The 21,850-nt window shown below is 39.0% G+C and carries 18 protein-coding genes; 17 read left to right on the plus strand and 1 reads right to left on the minus strand.

The window, feature by feature from the left end:
* Window positions 1-31: 31 nt before the first annotated feature.
* The 14 genes from miaB (at window position 32) to truB (ending at window position 15,652) form a co-directional block, all read left to right on the plus strand.
* Complete coding sequence (miaB, locus tag ACFIMM_RS08450; protein WP_375627640.1) at window positions 32-1,408, plus strand: tRNA (N6-isopentenyl adenosine(37)-C2)-methylthiotransferase MiaB; 1,377 nt, start codon at window positions 32-34, stop codon at window positions 1,406-1,408.
* Window positions 1,409-1,567: 159 nt separating this feature from the next.
* On the plus strand, window positions 1,568-2,692 hold the full coding sequence (locus ACFIMM_RS08455; protein ID WP_375613339.1) for a PhoH family protein: 1,125 nt from the start codon (window positions 1,568-1,570) through the stop codon (window positions 2,690-2,692).
* Entirely contained in the window at window positions 2,689-3,156 is a 468-nt protein-coding gene (gene ybeY, locus ACFIMM_RS08460) for an rRNA maturation RNase YbeY (protein ID WP_375611807.1), read from the plus strand. The genes ACFIMM_RS08455 and ybeY overlap by 4 nt, the downstream gene beginning before the upstream one ends.
* A gap of 109 nt (window positions 3,157-3,265) precedes the next feature.
* A complete protein-coding gene (locus ACFIMM_RS08465; protein ID WP_375613314.1) occupies window positions 3,266-4,291 on the plus strand; it encodes a hemolysin family protein in 1,026 nt (341 codons plus the stop codon).
* Window positions 4,254-5,888, plus strand: coding sequence for an apolipoprotein N-acyltransferase (lnt, locus tag ACFIMM_RS08470; RefSeq protein ID WP_375613313.1), 1,635 nt, complete (start codon window positions 4,254-4,256; stop codon window positions 5,886-5,888). Before ACFIMM_RS08465 ends, lnt begins: the two co-directional genes overlap by 38 nt.
* A gap of 148 nt (window positions 5,889-6,036) precedes the next feature.
* On the plus strand, window positions 6,037-6,450 hold the full coding sequence (locus ACFIMM_RS08475) for a helix-turn-helix domain-containing protein (protein WP_375611810.1): 414 nt from the start codon (window positions 6,037-6,039) through the stop codon (window positions 6,448-6,450).
* A 130-nt stretch (window positions 6,451-6,580) separates the two neighbouring features.
* Window positions 6,581-7,849, plus strand: coding sequence for a methionine adenosyltransferase (metK, locus tag ACFIMM_RS08480; RefSeq protein WP_375613312.1), 1,269 nt, complete (start codon window positions 6,581-6,583; stop codon window positions 7,847-7,849).
* Window positions 7,846-8,547 carry a tRNA (guanine(46)-N(7))-methyltransferase TrmB gene (locus ACFIMM_RS08485; RefSeq protein ID WP_375613311.1) on the plus strand — a complete coding sequence of 234 codons (702 nt, stop codon included), beginning with the start codon at window positions 7,846-7,848 and terminating at the stop codon, window positions 8,545-8,547. Before metK ends, ACFIMM_RS08485 begins: the two co-directional genes overlap by 4 nt.
* A 127-nt stretch (window positions 8,548-8,674) precedes the next feature.
* The gene (rimP, locus tag ACFIMM_RS08490) at window positions 8,675-9,325 is read left to right on the plus strand and encodes a ribosome maturation factor RimP (RefSeq protein WP_375611870.1); all 651 of its coding nucleotides are present in this window, start codon (window positions 8,675-8,677) and stop codon (window positions 9,323-9,325) included.
* 47 nt (window positions 9,326-9,372) lie between these two features.
* Window positions 9,373-11,004 carry a transcription termination factor NusA gene (gene nusA, locus ACFIMM_RS08495; RefSeq protein ID WP_375613310.1) on the plus strand — a complete coding sequence of 544 codons (1,632 nt, stop codon included), beginning with the start codon at window positions 9,373-9,375 and terminating at the stop codon, window positions 11,002-11,004.
* Window positions 11,005-11,640 carry an RNA-binding protein gene (locus ACFIMM_RS08500; RefSeq protein WP_375611814.1) on the plus strand — a complete coding sequence of 212 codons (636 nt, stop codon included), beginning with the start codon at window positions 11,005-11,007 and terminating at the stop codon, window positions 11,638-11,640.
* Window positions 11,637-14,156, plus strand: coding sequence for a translation initiation factor IF-2 (infB, locus tag ACFIMM_RS08505; protein WP_375611815.1), 2,520 nt, complete (start codon window positions 11,637-11,639; stop codon window positions 14,154-14,156). The genes ACFIMM_RS08500 and infB overlap by 4 nt, the downstream gene beginning before the upstream one ends.
* Window positions 14,157-14,277: 121 nt before the next feature.
* A complete protein-coding gene (rbfA, locus tag ACFIMM_RS08510; RefSeq protein ID WP_375611816.1) occupies window positions 14,278-14,685 on the plus strand; it encodes a 30S ribosome-binding factor RbfA in 408 nt (135 codons plus the stop codon).
* A gap of 4 nt (window positions 14,686-14,689) precedes the next feature.
* Window positions 14,690-15,652, plus strand: coding sequence for a tRNA pseudouridine(55) synthase TruB (gene truB / locus ACFIMM_RS08515; protein ID WP_375682828.1), 963 nt, complete (start codon window positions 14,690-14,692; stop codon window positions 15,650-15,652).
* A gap of 462 nt (window positions 15,653-16,114) precedes the next feature.
* Here the strand turns inward: truB and ACFIMM_RS08520 are convergent, their stop codons facing one another.
* Entirely contained in the window at window positions 16,115-17,743 is a 1,629-nt protein-coding gene (locus ACFIMM_RS08520) for an MFS transporter (RefSeq protein ID WP_375682822.1), read from the minus strand.
* A 314-nt stretch (window positions 17,744-18,057) separates the two neighbouring features.
* On the opposite strand from ACFIMM_RS08520, the gene rpsO reads away from it, so the two are divergent.
* The 3 genes from rpsO to ACFIMM_RS08535 all read left to right on the plus strand — a co-directional run bounded on the left by rpsO (window position 18,058) and on the right by ACFIMM_RS08535 (window position 21,836).
* On the plus strand, window positions 18,058-18,327 hold the full coding sequence (rpsO, locus tag ACFIMM_RS08525) for a 30S ribosomal protein S15 (protein WP_375611819.1): 270 nt from the start codon (window positions 18,058-18,060) through the stop codon (window positions 18,325-18,327).
* 248 nt (window positions 18,328-18,575) lie between these two features.
* Window positions 18,576-20,768, plus strand: coding sequence for a polyribonucleotide nucleotidyltransferase (pnp, locus tag ACFIMM_RS08530; RefSeq protein WP_375630006.1), 2,193 nt, complete (start codon window positions 18,576-18,578; stop codon window positions 20,766-20,768).
* A gap of 72 nt (window positions 20,769-20,840) precedes the next feature.
* Window positions 20,841-21,836, plus strand: a complete 996-nt coding sequence (locus ACFIMM_RS08535) for a class I SAM-dependent methyltransferase (protein ID WP_375682821.1) — start codon at window positions 20,841-20,843, stop codon at window positions 21,834-21,836.
* Window positions 21,837-21,850: the final 14 nt, after the last annotated feature.

Raw genomic sequence — 21,850 nt, forward strand, 5'->3', positions numbered from 1 at the left:
GATTTGTGTAAAAAACATTTAGACAAGCACTATGAATAAAGTAAATCCTAAAAATACATCTCCTGTTGCTCCTAAAAAGGTTTTTATCAAAACTTATGGATGTCAAATGAATGTTTATGATAGCCAACGGATGACTGATAGTCTCAGTTCGCAAGGCTATGTGACAACACAAATTCCCAATGATGCCGATCTTATTCTTGTTAATACCTGTCATATTCGTGAAAAAGCAGCAGAAAAACTTTATTCTGATCTTGGTCGTTTGCGCATTATGCGTCAAGAACGCACACCTGATAAACCCTTGACAGTTGGTGTAACGGGTTGTGTTGCACAAGCTGAGGGAAGTGAAATCTTGCGCCGTGCGCCAACAGTGGATCTTGTTATTGGTCCACAAATGTATCATCGCCTGCCAGAATTGTTAGAAAAAGCCAAACAAGGAAAAAAGATTATCGAAACAGACTATGCTGTTGAAGATAAATTTGCTCATTTGCCGCCTCATAATAAACATGCAGTAAGAAAACGGGGTGTTAGCGCATTTTTAACAGTACAAGAAGGGTGCGACAAATTTTGCACTTTTTGTGTTGTTCCCTATACGCGGGGTGCTGAAATATCACGGTCCGTCGAGCAAATTACCGAGGAAGCCCGCCAGCTTATTGAAGCAGGTGTTAAAGAGATTACGCTGCTTGGACAAAATGTCAATGGTTGGCATGGACAAAGTGCTGATGGCAAAACTTGGCGTCTTGGCGATCTTCTTTATCATCTTGCAAAACTCGATGGTTTAAAGCGTTTGCGTTACACAACCAGCCACCCGCGTGATATGGATGATAGCCTTATCGCCGCACATCGAGATCTTGATATGTTAATGCCTTACCTCCATCTGCCTGTTCAATCAGGTTCAGATCGCATCTTAAAAGCCATGAATCGCCAACACAAAAGTTCTCATTATCTTCATCTTATCGAAAAAATTCGGACGGCACGACCCGATATTGCCTTTTCAGGTGATTTTATTGTAGGGTTTCCAGGAGAAACAGATGAAGACTTTGAAGAAACCATTAAACTTATTCAACAAGTACAGTACAGTTCAGCTTATTCTTTTAAATATTCCCCCCGTCCTGGAACAGTGGGAGCCACAATGAAAAATCATGTTGATGAATCTGTAAAAGATGCCCGACTTCAACATTTACAAGCCCTTCTCCTTGAGCAACAAAATGCGTTTTTGCGTTCTAAAATTGATCAAAAAACGAACGTTCTCATCGAAAAACCTGGACGTCACTCAGGGCAAATGGTAGGGCGTTCCCCGTGGCTTTTACCTGTTGTTGTCGATACAGAAGCCTCTACAGGTAGCGTGATAGAAATTCATATTAAAAATGCAAGCTCAAACAGTTTTGTTGGTGAAGTGACAAATAGATAAACATGCCTCTAATACCTTGTTCAAAAATAAATATTTTGGAAAACTCTTTTATTTTAAAAGCAAATGATTACATCTAAAGCGTGCACTTTTTGTAAAAATTGTCTTTTATAAAGTTTACTTAACAAAATGTGCAATATTTATGTAAATATGGAGAATAGGCTGAAAGCTTCAACCGAAAAAATAAAGCGTATTAAAGAAAAAGTAAATATGTCCCTTGAAAAGGCTGATACCTTGAAACAAACAAGCGCTTCAGATGTGAGCCAAGTTGTTTTGATTTTCGAAAATAATAAATATGCAAAAGCAGTTTTTGGTAAATTTGACGAAAATCTCGCTTATATCGAAAAAAAACTCGAACTTAGTATTCATCCGCGTGGTAATGAAGTCTTAATCCGTGGAAATATTTCTGTTATAAAACGTGCGCAATATGCATTGCAGCAGCTTTATGAACGTGCCAAAACACATCAAGAGCTCACTTTATCAGATATAAAAGGAGCGATTGCTATGGCAAATATACCAAAGAAGCAGAAAGAAGACACAATAACACACAAATCTGCAACGAAACGTATAGCAGCTCGGTTGAGTACCCATAAAAAAATAATTCATGCAAGAACTCCAACACAAGACGCTTACATAAGTGCTATGGAGCATACTGAACTTGTGTTTGGTGTAGGACCAGCAGGAACAGGAAAAACGTATCTTGCTGTTGCTCATGCTGCAATGCTTCTAGAACGTGGTATCATTGAGCGAATTATTCTCTCACGTCCGGCTGTTGAAGCTGGAGAACATCTTGGTTTTCTTCCCGGTGATCTCAAAGAAAAAGTCGACCCATATTTACGACCACTTTATGATGCTCTTTATGATATGATGCCCGCTGAAAAAATAGAACGCATTTTAGCCTCTGGTGTCATAGAAATTGCTCCTCTCGCCTTTATGCGCGGACGAACACTTGCCCATGCTGCTGTTATTCTTGATGAGGCACAAAATACTACGCCCATGCAAATGAAAATGTTCCTCACACGTCTTGGAGAAGGAACACGTATGATTGTTACCGGTGACGTAAGCCAAATTGATTTGCCTACAGGGCAAAAATCAGGTCTCATTGAAGCAATTCGCATTCTTTCAAATGTAGAAAATATTGCAATTGTGCATTTTGATGAAAAAGATGTTGTACGCCACCCACTTGTTGCTGCTATCGTTCGTGCTTATGATCGTGATTCCGAAATACAAAATAAAAAAAAATCATTCGCATGCGATGCATTAAAAAATGAATTTGATTCATCATGATTATTATTGATATAATGATTAAAAGCGCAGGGTGGAATGATGAGAAAATGCTTTATAATATCACTGAAAAAGCATTAATGGCAACTATGCATCATGTTTCATTGGCAAATGTTGTAAGCGAGATTAGCCTGCTTTTTACGGATGATGAACATATGGCACAAATCAATGCACAATGGCGCAACAAAAACAAATCTACTAATGTATTATCCTTTCCTGCTTTTCCACTTAAAGCTGGAAATCGACCTGGTCCCATACTCGGTGATATTATTATTGCCCGAGAAACTGTTGTTTTCGAAGCAGAGAAAGAAGGAAAAACATTTCAAGACCATTTAACACATATGATTGTTCATGGTATCTTGCATCTGCTTGGTTATGACCATGAAACTGATGATGAAGCATATAAAATGGAAAAGCTCGAAAGAGAAATTCTTCAAAAGCTTTCCATAAAAGATCCTTACGCATAATTGTCTATCAATGATAAAATTTAACTTTTAAAATCAATATTACCAGCATACCATTTAAAGCCTCTTATTTATCTATTATAAAAAAGAAAGTCTAGAAGATTTCAAAACCATGGCAAACAAAATAAATGCACAAAATAATAGTCAAGCATCTTCTAATAATGAAAAAGACCCCTCTCAGCAGACGAATCATACAGAGAAATATTCCCTGATGAATCATTTATTTTCATTCTTACGGGGTCGTAATTGTGCATCTACGTCACTGCGCGATGATCTTACCGTTGCACTCACGACTAACAATGAAAAAGATACCGCCCTCTTCTCACCTGAAGAACGTACTATGCTGCATAACATTTTACGCTTACGTGAAGCACGCGTGGATGATGTTATGATACCTCGTTCTGAAATCGAAGCATTAGAAATAAACACCTCTCTTGGAGAAACCCTTAAATGTTTTGCAAAAATTGGTCATTCTCGTATCCCCGTTTATGCTGAAACTTTAGATGATCCGCGCGGCATGATCCATATCCGCGATATTCTTAACTACATCACTCGCTTTATTATCAACCCAACAAAAACCGAACAAAAATCTGATTTGCTTCAATTAAACCATACAGACTTGCATACTCCAATCGGTGAATTGGATTTGATCCGAACAGTTCTCTTTGTTCCCAGTTCTATGCTTGCAAGCAAATTATTAACACGGATGCAAACTACACGAACTCAAATGGCTTTAGTTATTGATGAACATGGAGGAACAGATGGTCTCGTTTCAATGGAAGATATTGTTGAGTTAGTCGTTGGGGATATCGAAGATGAACATGATAATGTCGACAATGCTATCGTACGTGAACCAAATAATAAATGGCTCGTTGATGCAAGAACTGAACTAGAAGATGTGGAGAAAGCTCTTGGTCCTGATTTTATCGTAGGGGAATATGGTGATGAAGTTGATACTATTGGTGGTTTGATCGTCTCAATTCTTGATCGCATTCCTGCTAAAGGTGAAATTGTCGAAGCTGTACCTGGCTATAGATTTCGTATTTTAGAAGCTGATAAACGCCGGATTAAACGATTGCGCATTTTTCGCATTCCCAAAAATGAGAATCTTGAGAACAATGCCATCCCTAAAGAATAGTCCAGTATTTTTAAACAATTTCATCGTTTTTTTGTTCTCTGTTACAGGCTGGAAGCGCCAAGCATGGATATTTCTGTGTGGTGCTCTTACTTCTTTTGCACTTCCACCCTTTTATTTAACGCCTCTTTGCTTTTTAACTTTCCCTCTCTTTATTGTTTTACTTGACTCAATACGGGCCACCAAAAACAATAAAAAACATTTTTTTACTTACGCTTTAAGCTGTGGAACCTTTGGTTTTAGTTATTTTATTTGCGGCCTTTGGTGGCTATGCAATGCTTTGTTAACAGATCCAGATTCTTTTGGTTGGGCAGTCCCATTAGCCATTTTATTCCCTCCACTCTACCTTTCTCTTTATTGGTTTTTTTCTGGTTTCATTGTCGGTTTATTATGGACAAAAGGAATAGCACGCTTTTTTGTTTTAGCCTTTGCATTAGGATTATCCGAGTGGTTGCGTGCGTTTTTATTCACAGGATTTCCATGGAATTCTCTTGGCTATACAGCCATGCCAACCCCAATGTTCATGCAATCTGATGCAATCGTAGGACTTTACGGAATGAATATTCTTGCTGTCTTAGCCTACAGTTTGCCAACTGTTTTATTAACGGATGAAAAAAAGAAAGTGGCACTTTCTCTTTGCTTATCACTTATATTCATTCACTGTGGTTTTGGGTTTTATCGTCTTCATACTATAGAAAACACAACTGAAGATCAAAAAAGTGCTTATTGGGTGCGCATTGTTCAACCGTCCATCCAACAAAATATAAAATTGCGTGATAATACACGAGAATCTATGTTGGAAGCACATATGAAGCTAAGTGCAACGCCAACAACCGATCAAAATTCAGAACCCGATTTTATCGTATGGCCTGAAGCTTCCGTTCCTTACCTTCTCTATGATAATTCATCTATCACAATGCGCATTGCCTCTCTTTTAAAACCTAAACAATGGGCTATTGTTGGAGCAATACGCGCCAGCAATGATCTACCTCATTCCCAAACACAATATTTTAATACAATTGCAGTCATTAATGCTCAAGGTAATATTTTAAATACTTCCGATAAACTTCATTTGGTTCCTTTTGGTGAGTATCTTCCTTATCAGAATTTATTGAAAAAAATTGGATTGCGTACCCTTGCTGATAATATTGGTGGATATAGTGCTGCAAGTGTGCGCAAAATTGTTACAATGCCAAACGGATTTTCTTATCTACCCTTAATTTGTTATGAAGCAATATTTCCCCATGAAATGACTTTTAAAGGCTCCCCACCTCAAGCAATTATTAATATTACAAATGATGCATGGTTTGGTGTAACACCTGGACCCTATCAACATCTTCAACAAGCACAGCTTCGTGCCGTTGAACTGGGAATCCCCCTCATACGGGCCGCCAATAATGGCATATCAGCTGTTATTGATTCTTATGGACGAATCGTTGTAGCTCTTCGACAAAATGCTGTGGGCATTATTGATTCACAAGTTCCATCATCCATTACCCCTATAGGAAGCAATGAATACAGAACTTTCTCTACTTTTATCTTATTCATCCTTATGCTATTGTGTCGTATTGGTTTTGGTTTTACAAAACAGCTTAAATGATTCAAGTGCCCTTTGTACGGTATTGTGTTGTGTGTACCAGTGATATTGGGAAAAAATATTACATATTGTTTTAATTATATGATAAATCAACTGCGCATAAATATGATGTTGGTTTAGAAGAAAAATGCTGGAAATAAAGAGTTGCATTATGACCGAAACTAGAAAAAAACCTGACCCTATAGATATCTATGTTGGAACTCGTATCCGTTTACGTCGTAATATTTTAGGACTCACTCAAGAGAAACTAGGTGAAAAATTAGGAATTACTTTTCAGCAAATCCAAAAATATGAAAAAGGAACAAACCGTATTGGTGCCAGCCGTCTTCAAGCGATAGCGGAAATTATGGATGTTCCTGTTTCTTACTTTTTTGATAAAGGTATTACCTCCCAACAAGTAGAGGGTTTTGCTGAAAGTGAACACAATTTTATAGACTTTTGTTCTAGCAGCGAAGGGATTCAGCTCATGCGCGCTTTTACAAATATATCTGATGCTAAAGTGCGTCGAAAAATTATTGACTTGGCAAAAGCACTTTCTGAGGAAGATTTGACAAATAAGTTATAAATTAAAATTATATCTTTTCTCTTTTATTCATATACATTTGCATTGACTATTTGCTGTAGAATTAGCAAATGGTGACGACTTTAGTAAGCAATTGATTAAATCGTTGGTTTTCTTTTTTGAAGGAGTTCCTATGCCGCATCAAGATTATCTTTTTACGAGCGAATCGGTATCGGAAGGACATCCTGATAAAATTTGTGATCGTATTTCCGATGAAATCGTTGATATGATCTATAAAGAAGCTGAAAAGACTGGTACTGATCCATGGTTAGTACGCGTTGCCTGTGAAACTCTCGTCAGTGTCAACCGTGTTGTTATCGCTGGTGAAGTACGTGTTCCCGATACGCTATTAAAAAAAGATAAAAATAAAGAATTCATCTATGATGAAACTAGCTTTCCACTCATTAATCCTACACGTTTTCGTACAGCAGCGCGCCGTGCTATTCGTACCATTGGCTATGAACAAGCAGGCTTCCATTGGAAAACTGTTAAAATTGATGTTCTTTTGCGCCCACAATCAGCTGATATAGCAAGAGGGGTTGATAATGCTACGGATCGGCATGGTGAAGAAGGAGCGGGTGATCAAGGTATCATGTTTGGATATGCTTGCCGTGAAACACCTGATCTCATGCCTGCGCCAATTTATTATGCGCATAAAATTCTCAAACTTCTTGCCGCAGCTCGTCATAAAGGAGAGGGAGAAACTGGAAAATTAGGACCAGATGCTAAAAGCCAAATAACCATACGTTATAAAAATGGAAAACCGATAGAGGTCACATCCATTGTTCTTTCAACGCAGCACCTTGATGAAAGCTGGGATTCCAATAAAGTACGTACAGTGGTTGAACCTTACATTCGCCAAGCTTTACATGACATTCCCATTGCAGCTCAATGCAGTTGGTATATTAACCCAACAGGAAAATTTGTCATTGGAGGCCCTCAAAGCGATGCCGGATTAACGGGACGCAAAATTATTGTGGATACTTACGGAGGTGCAGCACCCCATGGAGGCGGTGCTTTTTCAGGAAAAGATACAACAAAAGTTGATCGTTCTGCTGCCTATGCGGCACGCTATCTGGCTAAGAATATTGTTGCTGCTCATTTAGCAGAGAGATGCACCATTCAACTCTCCTATGCAATTGGTATTGCACAACCTTTATCTATTTATCTTAATCTTCATGGAACAGGAAAAGTCGATGAAAAGGTTATTGAAGAAGCCATCCGCAAAATAATGGACCTTTCACCTACCGGCATTCGAAAACATCTTGACCTCAATAAACCTATTTATGCGAAAACAGCTGCCTATGGTCACTTTGGTCGTAAACCAAAACACGATGGTTCGTTTTCATGGGAAAAAACTGATCTCGTGAAAACGCTTCAAACAATGATCCAAATCCCATGATTAAACATAATATACGTAAGAGTGAAGCATTTTTTGGACGCCGACAAGGAAAACAACTTCGAGACAGTCAGCTTACACGTATACAAATGCTTCTCCCCAGTTTGAATATTGATTTAAATGTCCCTCCTCCCTTAAACCTTACATCCTTATTTTCAAGCAAAGTAAGAGAAATTCGACTTGAAATCGGTTTTGGTGGAGGTGAACATTTACTTCATGAAATGGCATATTTTCCAAAAACCGGTTTTATCGGCGTCGAGCCCTTTATCAATGGCATGGCAAAAATATTATCGTCTCTTGAACAGCATCAAAACCATCAAAATCGTCTTCGCCTCTATAATGATGATGCTACACGCCTTCTTGATTGGCTCCCTGATAACTCGCTTGATGGAATAGACCTCTTCTATCCTGATCCTTGGCCGAAAAAGAAACACTGGAAACGACGCTTCATCAATATAAAAAATCTTAACCGTTTTGCTCGTGTTCTTAAAATAGGAAAATTTTTTCGCTTTGCTAGCGATATAGACAGTTATGTAAACTGGACTTTGTACCATTGTGCACAACATGATCACTTTGAATGGAAAGCAGAAAGCCCTCAAGACTGGAAACTCCCTTATCCACTATGGAGTGGAACCCGCTATGAAGCAAAAGCTTTACGCGAAGGACGAACGCCTGCCTATCTTACCTTTATCAAGAAATAAATGATCAAGCGCTTTTCTCATAAACAACTTGAAAAATTTTGAATTTAAGAGTATCAATAGTTAAATTCTTGGTCTTATGATGAAGAGTGGGCCGTTGGACCCGCTCTTTTTTAATATCATAAAACTGATGAAACCAACTTGGATAAAATGTATGAACGAAGCTGAAAAAATAAGCAATCTTGACGAACCGCGCCTGTTTGAAGAAGATGGTATCGAAGCACAGGTTGCTGCTCTTGTCATACCACTACTTAAACCTTTAGGTTTTCGTTTGGTTCGTGTGAAGCTTCTTGGTCAAAATGGTTTAACACTTCAAATTATGGTTGAACGTGCCGATGGTTCTATGACCATAGAAGATTGTGAAACTGTTAGTCGAACAGTTTCTCCCCTCCTTGATGTACAAAATGTTATTGAACGCAAATATCATTTAGAAATCTCATCACCTGGAATTGATCGTCCATTGGTAAGAAAATCTGATTTTTTTCATTGGCAAGGGCATCTTGCAAAAATTGAAACCAAAATAACAATTGATGGGCGCCGAAAATTTCGTGGGACACTTACAAATATCACGCAAGATGGATTTATTTTAAACACTGATAAAGCTGCTTATGGAGAAGCCATGTATACCCCTATTTCCTTTTGTGATATCATAAATGCGCATTTAGTGCTTACCGATGAGCTTATTCGCGATGCATTGAAACAAAATAAAGATTTAAGTCAACAATTCATTGCCGAAGAGAACGCTAACGACTCTATACAGACGCTCAATTTCAAAAAATAATATCACTGGGAAATACCCATCGTGTGGCACAAAGAAGGAGAAAATTGATGGCTACAAGCGCTAACAGGCTTGAGATTCTGCAAATTGCAGATGCTGTTGCACGTGAAAAGTCAATCGACCGTGAAATTGTCATTTCTGCGATGGCTGATGCTATTCAAAAAGCAGCACGTTCTCGTTATGGTCAAGAAACCAATATTCGTGCTGAAATCAATTCTAAAACAGGTGAAATTAAATTACAGCGCCTGCTTAAAATCGTTGATGTCGTTGAAGACTATACAACGGAAATTACTTTGTCTGATGCTCTCAAACGTCAAGCAGAAGCAAAAATTGGTGATTTTTTTGCTGATCTTTTACCTCCTATGGATTTTGGACGTATCGCAGCACAATCTGCTAAACAGGTTATTGTACAAAAAGTACGCGATGCAGAGCGCGATCAGCAATATGAAGAATTCAAAAATAAAGTTGGTGAAATTATTTCTGGTACAGTTAAGCGTGTGGAATATGGTAACGTCATCGTTGATCTAGGGCGCGGTGAAGCTATTGTTCGCCGTGATGAATTAATTCCTCGTGAATCATTCCGCTATGGAGATCGCATTCGTGCTTTTGTCAATGATGTACACCGTGAAACGCGTGGTCCGCAAATTTTCCTTTCACGCACACATCCCCAATTTATGGTAAAACTTTTCACTATGGAAGTACCAGAAATTTATGATGGTATTATAGAAATCAAATCTGTTGCTCGTGATCCAGGTTCACGGGCTAAAATCGCCGTTGTTTCACGTGATGGTTCCATTGATCCTGTTGGAGCATGCGTTGGAATGCGAGGAAGTCGTGTACAAGCTGTTGTTGCTGAATTACAAGGCGAAAAAATTGATATTATTCCTTGGTCGCCTGATGCGGCAACATTTGTCGTTAATGCACTGCAACCTGCTGAAGTTTCTAAAATCATCCTTGATGAAGATGCTGAACGGATTGAAGTTATTGTGCCAGATGATCAACTTAGCCTTGCTATTGGACGACGTGGGCAAAATGTTCGCTTGGCTTCGCAACTAACAGGATGGAACATTGATATTTTAACGGAAAAGGAAGAATCTGAAAATCGTCAAAAAGAATTTACTGAACGAAGTAAATTGTTTATGGAAGCCTTAGAGGTTGACGAAATGATCGGACAGGTTATGGCATCAGAGGGTTTTTCTTCTATTGAAGAAATCGCCTATATTGATCTTGAAGAAATCGCTTCTATTGATGGTTTTGACCATGATACCGCCGCTGAAATCCAAAGTCGTGCCCGCGAATATCTTGATCATCAAGAAAAAGAACTCGATGAAAAACGCAAAAAGCTCGGAGTTTCTGACGAATTGCGAACACTTCCTGGAATGACAAGTGCTATGTTGGTTGCTGTAGGTGAGGATGGTGTAAAAACAATAGAAGACTTTGCTGGCTATGCCGTTGATGATTTAGCTGGTTGGAGAGAACGTAAAGAAGGTCAAACACAGAATTTTTCTGGTATTTTAACCCCTTTTGACATTACACGCGCAGATGCAGAAGCTATGGTTTTAGCCGCACGTGTACAAGCAGGCTGGATAGACCAAGCTGATCTTGTTACAGAAAATCCTGTAGAAGATGGAAATTCTACAGAAAATGAAAAAATAGATGATTTGGATGTGGATACACTTTAAATGAATGAACGGACTTGCATTGTGACCCGAAAAAATGCTTCAGCACAAACGCTGATCCGTTTTGTTATTGGACCCAACAACCAAATTGTTCCTGATCTTAAAGCGAATTTACCAGGGCGTGGCGTTTGGATTTCTGCCCATCACGCTGTTATTGAGAAAGCAATCAAACAGAAAGCTTTTCATAGAAATTTTAAAACAGATGTTGAGGTTGCACCAAATCTTGTGCATGTTGTTGATACGCTTTTACTAAAAGCCGCTCTTTCAAGCCTTTCCATGGCACGAAAAGCGGGAGCAATTGTTATGGGAGCAACAAAGGTTGACGCTGCTATCCGCTCTGGTAAAGTTATTCTTGTACTTCATGCTAAAGAAACAACAGAAGATGGGAAACGAAAAATTGCACAGGCCATCCATTCAATACAACAACAAACAAATCGGACTATAAAAACCATATCTTTATTTACAAGTGATGAAATGCGAGTGGCTTTTGGCTCTAATCCTGTAATGCACGCGGCCTTACTGGACACAAAAGCTGCTGAAGGATTTCTCAAAACAACATGTAAATTGATCAGCTATCGTGACGACAAGCATAGTAAGTCTAGTGAGATGACGGCCCAAGCCGTGAAGGAAGTACAATGAGTGAAAATAACAACGACAAAACAACCGTCAAGAAGACACTAACTCTCAAGAGGTCTGTCTTGGAAACGAGTACGGTTAAACAAAATTTTAGTCATGGCCGTACGAAGGCTGTCGTTGTCGAAACCAAACGGCGTAAAATTACGCGACCTGATGAAAAAGCTGAAACCCTACAGCCCATTACAAAGCCGCATGTGGCCCCCCAGCGTTCTAAACCGCGTTTTGAGGGAAAAAAGCCTCAAGAATCTGTGACCAAAAGCAATCTTTCATCAACTGAAATGGAAGCGAGACTTCGCGCGTTAGAAGAAGCACATATCCAAGAAAAAATAACGCGAGAACAAGCCGAAGAAGAAGCAAGACGCGCTAAAGAGCGTGAAGAAATTTTACAGCAAGAAATTAAAGAAAAAGAAATACATCTCCAACAAGAAGAAGAAATATCGCCAGTACAGACTCCACCTGTTCCCCCTCTCATTGAACAGACAGATATTCCTATTGCCCCTAAACAGACAACCGTGGTTGAAAAACGCAAAATAGATGACAATAAAGAGGAAGAACGGCATAGTCGACGTGCTAATCCTGCTAAATCAGAAATACGTGTACCCAAAGTTGTCAAAGGAGCTGATGAGCGGAGACGCGGAAAGTTAACTCTGAATAGTGCACTGGATGAAGAAGGAAGCGCACGTGGGCGCTCAATGGCTGCAATGCGGCGTAGACAGGAAAAGTTTAAGCGTGCACAAAATCAAGAACCAAGAGAAAAAATTTCTCGCGAAGTTGTTCTTCCTGAAACGATTACTATTCAAGAGCTCGCACAACGTATGACTGAGCGTTCTGTTGATGTGATTAAATTCTTGATGAAACAAGGACAAATGATGAAACCTGGCGATGTTATTGATGCAGATGTTGCCGAACTCATCGCTGTTGAATTTGGCCATACTGTTAAACGTGTTTTAGAATCTGACGTAGAAGAAGGTATCTTTAATATAACAGATAATCCTCAAAACATGCAGCAGCGCGCCCCTGTTGTAACCATTATGGGCCATGTTGACCACGGAAAAACTTCGCTTTTGGATGCTATTCGTAAAGCAAATGTTGTTTCTGGCGAAGCAGGAGGTATTACGCAGCATATTGGTGCCTATCAAGTAGAACAAAATGGTCAAAAAATTACCTTTATTGATACACCAGGTCATGCTGCATTTACCGCTATGCGTGCACGCGGAGCTCGTGTTACTGATATTGCTGTTCTCGTTGTAGCCGCTGATGATAGTGTTATGCCTCAAACGATTGAATCAATCAATCATGCGAAAGCTGCTGGTGTACCTATCATTGTTGCTATCAACAAAATTGATAAACCAGCTGCGAATGCACAAAAAGTGCGTACAGAACTTCTACAACATGAAGTGTTTGTTGAAACTATGGGTGGAGAAACTTTGGACGTTGAAGTTTCTGCTAAAACTGGTCAAAATCTTGATAAACTTCTCGAAGCTATCCTTCTTCAAGCTGAAATGCTTGATCTGAAAGCAGATCCTCAACGAACTGCAGAGGGCGTTATCATTGAAGCCAAATTGGATCGCGGACGTGGGTCTGTTGCAACAGTTCTTGTTCAAAAAGGTACATTACACCCTTCTGATATTATCGTTGCTGGAAATGAATGGGGTCGTGTACGTGCTTTGATTGACGACCATGGCCGCCATGTCAAAGAGGCCGTTCCCTCTACACCAATTGAAATTTTAGGCATGCAAGGAACACCACAAGCCGGAGACCGTTTTGCTGTTGTCACACATGAAGCAAAAGCACGTGAAATTTCTGAATATCGGCAACGATTAGCACGTGATAAAGCTGTTGCGCGGCAAACTGGTTCGCGTGGTTCTCTTGAACAGATGATGACAAAATTGCAAACGACTGGTGTTAAGGAATTTTCTCTTATTATAAAAGGAGATGTGCAAGGATCAATTGAAGCAATCGCTTCAGCATTGGAAAAACTCGGAAATGACGAGGTTCGTGCGCGTATTGTACATTCTGGTGCTGGAGGAATTACCGAAAGTGATATTTCTCTTGCAGAAGCTTCTAACTCTGCTGTAATTGGCTTTAATGTTCGAGCCAATAAGCAGGCACGTGATTTTGCTAAAACACAAGGAATTGAAATTCGTTATTACAACATCATTTATGATCTTGTTGACGATATCAAGGCTGCTATGTCTGGATTACTCTCACCAGAACAGCGTGAAACTTTCCTTGGTAATGCTGAAATTCTAGAAGTCTTTAACATTACAAAAATTGGAAAAGTTGCAGGATGTCGTGTTACAGAAGGTAAAATAGAACGAGGAGCCGGTGTTCGCCTTATCCGCGATAATATCGTTATTCACGAAGGAAAGCTGAAAACACTCAAACGCTTTAAGGATGAAGTCAATGAAGTGCAAAGTGGTCAAGAATGTGGAATAGCCTTTGAAAATTATGAAGACATGCGCGCAGGAGACATCATTGAGACCTTCCGTATCGAACATATTAACCGCACATTATAAAATAATCCAATAACTTTACTCTGTTGTGAAATGAGAAAAGTTATTAGGTTTTATACACAATATCTCTTTTTCCTTATCTAAATGGTCAAAAAAGAGATCTTGTAGCAGGGATAAAACTTTGATGAAAAATGCAGGGCCATCACAACGGCAACTTAGAGTAGCAGAGCAAGTACGTCATGCAATAGCGCATATATTACAGCGTGATATTTTGCTTGATGATGTCTTGAAAGATATTGTTATTTCTGTCTCTGAAGTACGCATGTCACCAGATTTAAAAATTGCTACTTGCTTTGTATCACCTCTCAGTACTCTTAAAAATGCTTCTCATACCGATGTTGTTGATACCCTCAATAAACATAGTCGTTTTCTCCGTGGAGAAATCAGTCATGCGTTGCGACAAATGAAATATATGCCAGAACTGCGTTTCCGACTTGATAATAGCTTTGATAATTTTTCAAAAATTGATGCCCTCCTTCGCTCGCCTGAGGTTGCACGCGATCTTCACCATAGTGATACAGATGAGGATTAAAGATATGGCGCGGCAACACAAGAAAAAAGGGCGTCCTGTTTCTGGCTGGGTCATATTTGATAAACCAAAAGGAATGAAATCAACAGAAGCTGTCTCACAAATCAAATGGCTCTTCCATGCTCAAAAGGCAGGACATGCGGGTACACTTGATCCTCTTGCTTCTGGTCTCCTTCCCATTGCATTGGGCGAAGCAACCAAAACCGTCCCTTACGTGATGCAAGGCAAAAAAACTTACCGTTTTCATATTGCTTGGGGGCAAGAGCGCTCAACAGATGATTTAGAAGGAGAAATAACGAAAACTTCTCTCATACGTCCAACACAAGAAGAAATACTTGCTCTTCTTCCTCAATATACAGGTGTTATTTTGCAAACACCTCCACAATTTTCAGCAATCAAAATTGCTGGAAATCGTGCCTATGATTTAGCGCGTGAAGGGGAAGTTGTTGAAATTCCGCCCCGTGAAGTGGAAATAGAAACTTTCAAGTTATTAGAAATGCCTACTAAAGAGCATTCTATCTTTGAAATAACCTGCGGAAAAGGAACTTATGTGCGCTCTTTAGCACGCGATATGGGACGTGATCTCGGTTGCTATGGGCATATTGCTGATTTAAGACGTATTGCCGTCGCACCTTTTGATGAAGAAGATCTCATTACATGGGAGGAACTAAAAGCGGCCATTCCGCCAAATAAAAACACTACAGATGAGAATAATCGTTCTTTTGAAAAAAACTTCTCAACACTCGATGGGCTCTTAATTGACACAAGTGCCGCATTGGATTGCCTCCCTCACTATATCCTTAATGAAACTCAAGCACAGAGAATTATAAATGGTCATTCTATCCTCTTGAATCATCATAAAATACCTCTTGATGAAGAGGAAGTTTGTGTCCTCTATAAGGAACAACTTCTTGCTATTGGCATTCTCGACAAAAGTCTATTTAAACCAAAGCGGATTTTCTCAATTTAATCGATTCTTTTCCCAACCACCTTTTGCGGAAAGATATTTTTCTCTATCAATTAAGAAAAATATGGTGCTTTTCATTGTCTATATTTACCGTATTCATATCAAAATTTAAGTCAGTGCTATAAGCTAACACCACCACACACTTTTTCCTCTTAATGTCGCAACAATCCTTGCATTTAAAGGATTCATAAGAGGCTTTTTATTTCTTTTTCAATCGTTTTTTACTCATACTTTAGTCCTCGTTTATAATGTACAAGCAAAGATATGGACTGATTTACTCTAAATAGATTTGAAACGAGAAAAGCTTAAGATTTTCAGAACTATCACTCAACATGAAAAATGACAAATAACCATTATAAATCAATTCATTAAATATTGAAATAGCAATTTTTTATGATTATGCTAACAAATTGATCGAAATAATATTAACATAATTTAATATTTTACAAAAAAACTGTTTTAACCCTAAGGGAGATGATCAGAGGAGGATTTTAAAAGCATCTCATTGGCTTGGGGTATTGTTTGGCGTTCAATCATGCGGTGCACTCTTATACCGTTAGGAGCACAATTTAAATGGCGCAGACGCTTATTGACTTCGGCATCCGCTTTTGTACGACGATGATTATGGCGTAAATAGTCTACCCATGTTGGCATATGATAAGCCTCTGTCCAATATTCAGGTCTTTCAAGATCTCGTAACAGGACCCACTGACGCGCACCATCACGTAATCGAATATGGCGTCGACGCGTCATCACTTTGAGAAATTCTTCAAGATCATTTTCATGAATTTTATAATCGATCATTATCATAATCGGGCCACTTCTTGCTTTGAGGTCGAGTAATAATTCCGGCTCTCTAAAATGATCAAGAGGATTTAAATCTATCTGAGGAATTTCTTGAATTCTAAATTTTACCCCTGCAAGAGCACCAAAAATCAAGAATAAAGAACAAACGCTCAAAGCAATTGTTGGAGAATAACCATCAGCTAAACCTCCCCAGATTGCACTTCCAATAGCCATCCCCCCGGCAGATGCCGTTTGATAAAGAGCTAAAGAACGTGCAACAACCCAGCGTGGTGTAGAGAGTTGTACAGATGTATTAAACAACGATAAGGCCAAAACCCAACATAACCCTGCAGGAAATAAAGCAATATGGCTTATAATCAGTGAACGACTGATTCCCAATAAAAAGCAAGAAAAGGCGAAACCAATAAATGCACTTGCAATAATTGTTTCTGAACGAAAATGATGCCGTACAACTGCATTAATAATACCTGCTGTCATGGCTCCTAACCCAAAACAACCGAGCAATGTACCATAAAGAAGGGCACTTCCTCCAAGAACTTTATGCGCAACAATTGGCAAAAGTGCTAAAATAGAAGTTGCTCCTATACCAAAAAGGAACGCTCGAACCATAATACTTAAGAGATTAGGTGACATCGCAACATAACGCAAACCATCTGAGACAGCTCCTAACAGCCTTTCTCGTGGCAATGAGTTGTTTTCATAATTCGACTTCCAGAAAAACAACGCACCAATAAGAGGAATATAGCTTATAGCATTAAACAAAAAAGCAGCCGATGCCCCTAAAGTTGCAATGATGGCACCACCAATCGCAGGACCAACACTCCGCATCAAATTAAAGCCGACACTATTCAAACTAACAGCAGCAGGAATATTTTCCCTGCTCACAATATCTCCTATCGTTGCTTGCCAAGAAGGATTATAAAAAGCTGTGCCACATCCAATCAAAAACGTAAAACATAACAAAAGCCAAGGTGTTAGAAATCCCATATAGGCTAAAACAGATAAACTCATCGATATGACCATCATCATAATCTGTACACACAACATAATTTGACGCCGATTAAAATTATCAGCTAATGCCCCTGCCATCAAAGAAAACATAACAAGTGGTAATGTTGTGGCACTTTGAACTAGCCCAACCATGGAATGCGAAGAACTAATCAACGCCATTAACCACCCTGCTCCAACAGCTTGTATCAGCCCCCCTAAATTAGAAATAAGAGTAGATGACCATAAATTTCGAAATACCGAATTACGAAAAAGTTTTAATGTTGAAATGCTCTGCATCTTTTCCCTCCAACGCTATTTATCACTTTTGTTACCACTCACACACACTCATAATCTTTGTATCAAAAGGATGCATAATTGTTTAAAACACTTCTCATAAAACTCTATTTAAATCAATATTTCAAAACAAAAGCTTTTATTTAAAGAAAGACTTCAAAATGCTGTCAAGGACTAGTATTTTAACCTTCTTTCCTATATAAGAACGAAAATAGGTAAGAGTCTTCGACTTTTCCTGTTTTCTCACAGACCCTTGCTGAACGACATCTCGGCTATGGGTGGCTTTATGTTTCTTCGTTTTTGGAAAGGATAATACGATGTCGATTACAGCTGAACGTAAAAAAGCTCTTGTCGCAGAATACGCAAACAAAGTTGGTGATACAGGATCACCAGAAGTGCAAATTGCTGTACTTTCTGAACGTATTTCTAATTTAACAAACCACTTTAAATCTCACAAAAAAGATAATCATTCTCGTCGTGGTCTTTTGAAGATGGTATCTCAACGTCGGCGTCTTCTTGATTATCTTAAAGGAGTTGACCAAAATCGTTATCAGACACTTATAAAGAAGTTAGGTTTGCGTCGCTAAAAGAAAAATGGAAGTGGTATTAAAAAAACACCCATTTTTTCAACGTGTTGCTTTTAATTAAAAATTTTAAAAACTGATAAGTTATTATGGGATAGAACTGCTCATCGTTTCGCATTTAAGCAGTTTACTTCTCTTTTCTTGCAACAAAGATAAAAAGTATGTTGTCCACCCCAGATCTTGGAAGTATGCTACGCAAAACCAGAATGTGAGCAATCAAAGATTTAAACACTGGTCATTAAGGATAAAAAATGTTCAAAACGCACAAGATAGAAATTGAATGGGCCGGGCGTCCGCTCACCCTTGAAACAGGGAAAATAGCGCGTCAAGCTGATGGTGCAGTGATTGCTACCTATGGAGAAACGATTGTCTTAGCTACCGTTGTATCGGCCAAAATCCCAAAACCAGACCAGGACTTTTTTCCACTCACCGTTAATTATCAAGAAAAATCCTATGCTGTTGGTCGAATACCTGGGGGCTATTTAAAACGTGAAAGTCGACCAAGTGAAAATGAAACTTTGGTTTCACGTTTGATTGATCGCCCAATTCGTCCCCTTTTCGTTGAGGGATATAAAAATGATACACAAGTTATTGTTTCCGTTATACAGCATGATCTCGAAAACAATCCCGATATCCTTGCGATGATTGCATCTTCTGCGGCATTGACCCTGTCAGGTGTTCCTTTCATGGGGCCTATAGCCGGTGCCCGCGTTGGCTATTGTAATGGACAATATATTCTTAATCCTCATATCGATGAAATGCCTGAATCAAAACTTGATCTTGTTGTTGCTGGAACAGAAAGTGCTGTTTTGATGGTTGAATCAGAAGCACAAGAATTACCGGAAGATATCATGTTGGGGGCCGTAATGTTTGGTCACAAAGGCCTTCAACCTGTCCTTGATGCCATTATAAAGCTTGCTGAAGTTGCTGCAAAAGATCCTCGTGATTTTGTTCCTGAAGATCTTTCTGAGCTTGAAAAAGCGATGCAGAAAATGGCAGAACAGGATATACGAAAGGCTTACACAATTACTGATAAGCAAGAACGTTATGCTGCAATTGATGCACTAAAGACAGAAATCCTCAATAAATTTATGCCAGAACCAGAAAAAGACTGTCAATTTAGTGCAGATCAAATTGCAACCGTATTTAAACAGTTGCAAGCAAAAATTGTTCGCGGAAACATTCTTGATACCCAAAAGCGGATTGATGGACGCAATCTTTCTACCGTACGCCCTATCCAATCAGAAGTAAGTATTTTACCCCGCACACATGGATCAGCACTCTTTACCCGCGGAGAAACACAAGCGATTGTCGTTGCAACATTGGGAACTGGTGAAGATGAACAATATGTTGATTCTTTGACAGGAATGTATAAGGAAACATTCCTTCTCCATTACAATTTTCCACCATTTTCAGTGGGTGAAACGGGACGCCTTGGTTCTCCAGGTCGTCGTGAAATTGGACATGGCAAATTGGCATGGCGGGCAATTCACCCCATGTTACCAACGAAAGAATCTTTTCCTTATACCATTCGTGCTGTCTCAGAAATCACTGAATCCAATGGCTCTTCTTCTATGGCAACGGTTTGTGGAACCTCACTTGCTCTTATGGATGCTGGTGTTCCTCTAGCACGCCCTGTTGCTGGTATTGCTATGGGCTTGATTAAAGAAGGAGAACGCTTTGCTGTTCTTTCTGATATTTTAGGGGATGAAGATCATCTTGGAGATATGGATTTTAAAGTCGCAGGAACAGAAAATGGTATTACTGCCTTGCAAATGGATATCAAAATTGATGGTATTACCGAAGAGATTATGAAAATCGCGCTTGAACAAGCCAAAGGTGGACGAATCCATATCCTTAATGAGATGGCGAAAGCTTTAACCAGTGCACGTGCTGAGCTGAGTGAATTTTCTCCACGAATCGAAGTTATGAATATTTCTGTCGATAAAATCCGTGATGTTATCGGCTCTGGTGGTAAAGTTATTCGGGAAATCGTGGAACAAACGGGAGCAAAAATTAATATTGAAGATGATGGTACCATTAAAATTGCTTCTGCTGATGCTAAAACCATTGAAGCAGCAAAACGTTGGATCCATTCTATTGTCGATGAGCCTGAAGTTGGTGCTATCTACCAAGGAACAGTTGTAAAAACTGCAGAATTTGGTGCATTTATAAACTTCTTTGGTTCTCGTGATGGACTCGTTCATATCTCTCAGCTTGCATCAGAACGCGTCACCAAAACAACAGATATTGTAAAAGAAGGTGACAAAGTTTGGGTTAAATTAATGGGCTTTGATGAGCGTGGAAAAGTTCGGTTATCAATGAAGGTCGTTGATCAAACAACCGGAAAGGAAATCACCGGTGATAAAGCGATGAATGAAGAAAAGTGCGTGGATGAAAAAAAACAACCTGAAAATAAGCGCCGCCGTAAGAAAGAAGAGTAAGTTTTTCCTCTTATCGTATCATGAAATGCCATCCCAACATTGGAGTGGCATTTTTCTTTGAAAGAGTCATATGTGTTATTATTTTTGCCTTTTGAAAATCATGAACTCCCGTATCCTGATCCAAACCAGTGTTGGCTAAGTTTTGGTTTAACAGAAATCCCAGCTCCAGAATGGGCACAAAATTTAAAAGTTATTACGCCTTGGCGACCAGATTTTTTAAAATTTGTCGATACTCAATTTCACTGCTCTCCTCAAATAGATAAAACTTTCAGCTATGATGGTGCATTTTTACATTTGAGCAAATATCGTGGTTTGAACCAAAATTGTTTTCTTGATTTATTAGAATGCGTTAAACCCAATAGATGGATTGTAATTAGTGGGGATAAAACTGCTGGTGCTGCTTCAATGATGAAATGGGTCAAAACAATTGTTCCCATCACCAATAAATTGTCTAAAAATCATGGTCTTGTATTTTGGTTGCAAGTTCCTCAACAAATTGAGAGACATAACATTGCGCAATTGCGCTCACCACCGCTCACTTTTGGTAAATTTCAAACCACTTCTGGTATGTTCTCACACGGACGTATTGATCCAGGATCTGCTGCGCTTGCTTCTTATATGCTCAAAGTTATTTCTGGAAAAACAGCTGATTTTGGTGCTGGATGGGGTTATCTTTCTCACGTTGCGCTTGAAAGAAGTGAAAAACTCACTGCTCTCGACCTTTATGAAGCAGACTACAATGCTTTGAGAGCAGCAAAACAGCACCTTAAATCCATAACAACTCCTTTTCCAATTCATTTTTATTGGCATGACCTTGTACATGAACCTGTCACAAATCTATATGACACAATCATTTCAAATCCACCGTTTCACACACAACAAACAACAGATGTTTCATTAGGAAAAAATTTTATTATAAATGCTGCAAAGTGCTTAAAGCCAAGCGGCAATCTGCTTTTTGTTGCAAACCGCCACCTGCCTTATGAAACATTATTAAAAAATATTTTCCGCACAGTGTTGATACATGAACAAGCCCATGGTTTCAAAATTATCGAAGCACGCAGATAAACAGAATAAGCAAT

Source organism: Bartonella sp. AP258QHHD (assembly GCF_042196145.1).
Classification (GTDB): Bacteria; Pseudomonadota; Alphaproteobacteria; order Rhizobiales; family Rhizobiaceae; genus Bartonella.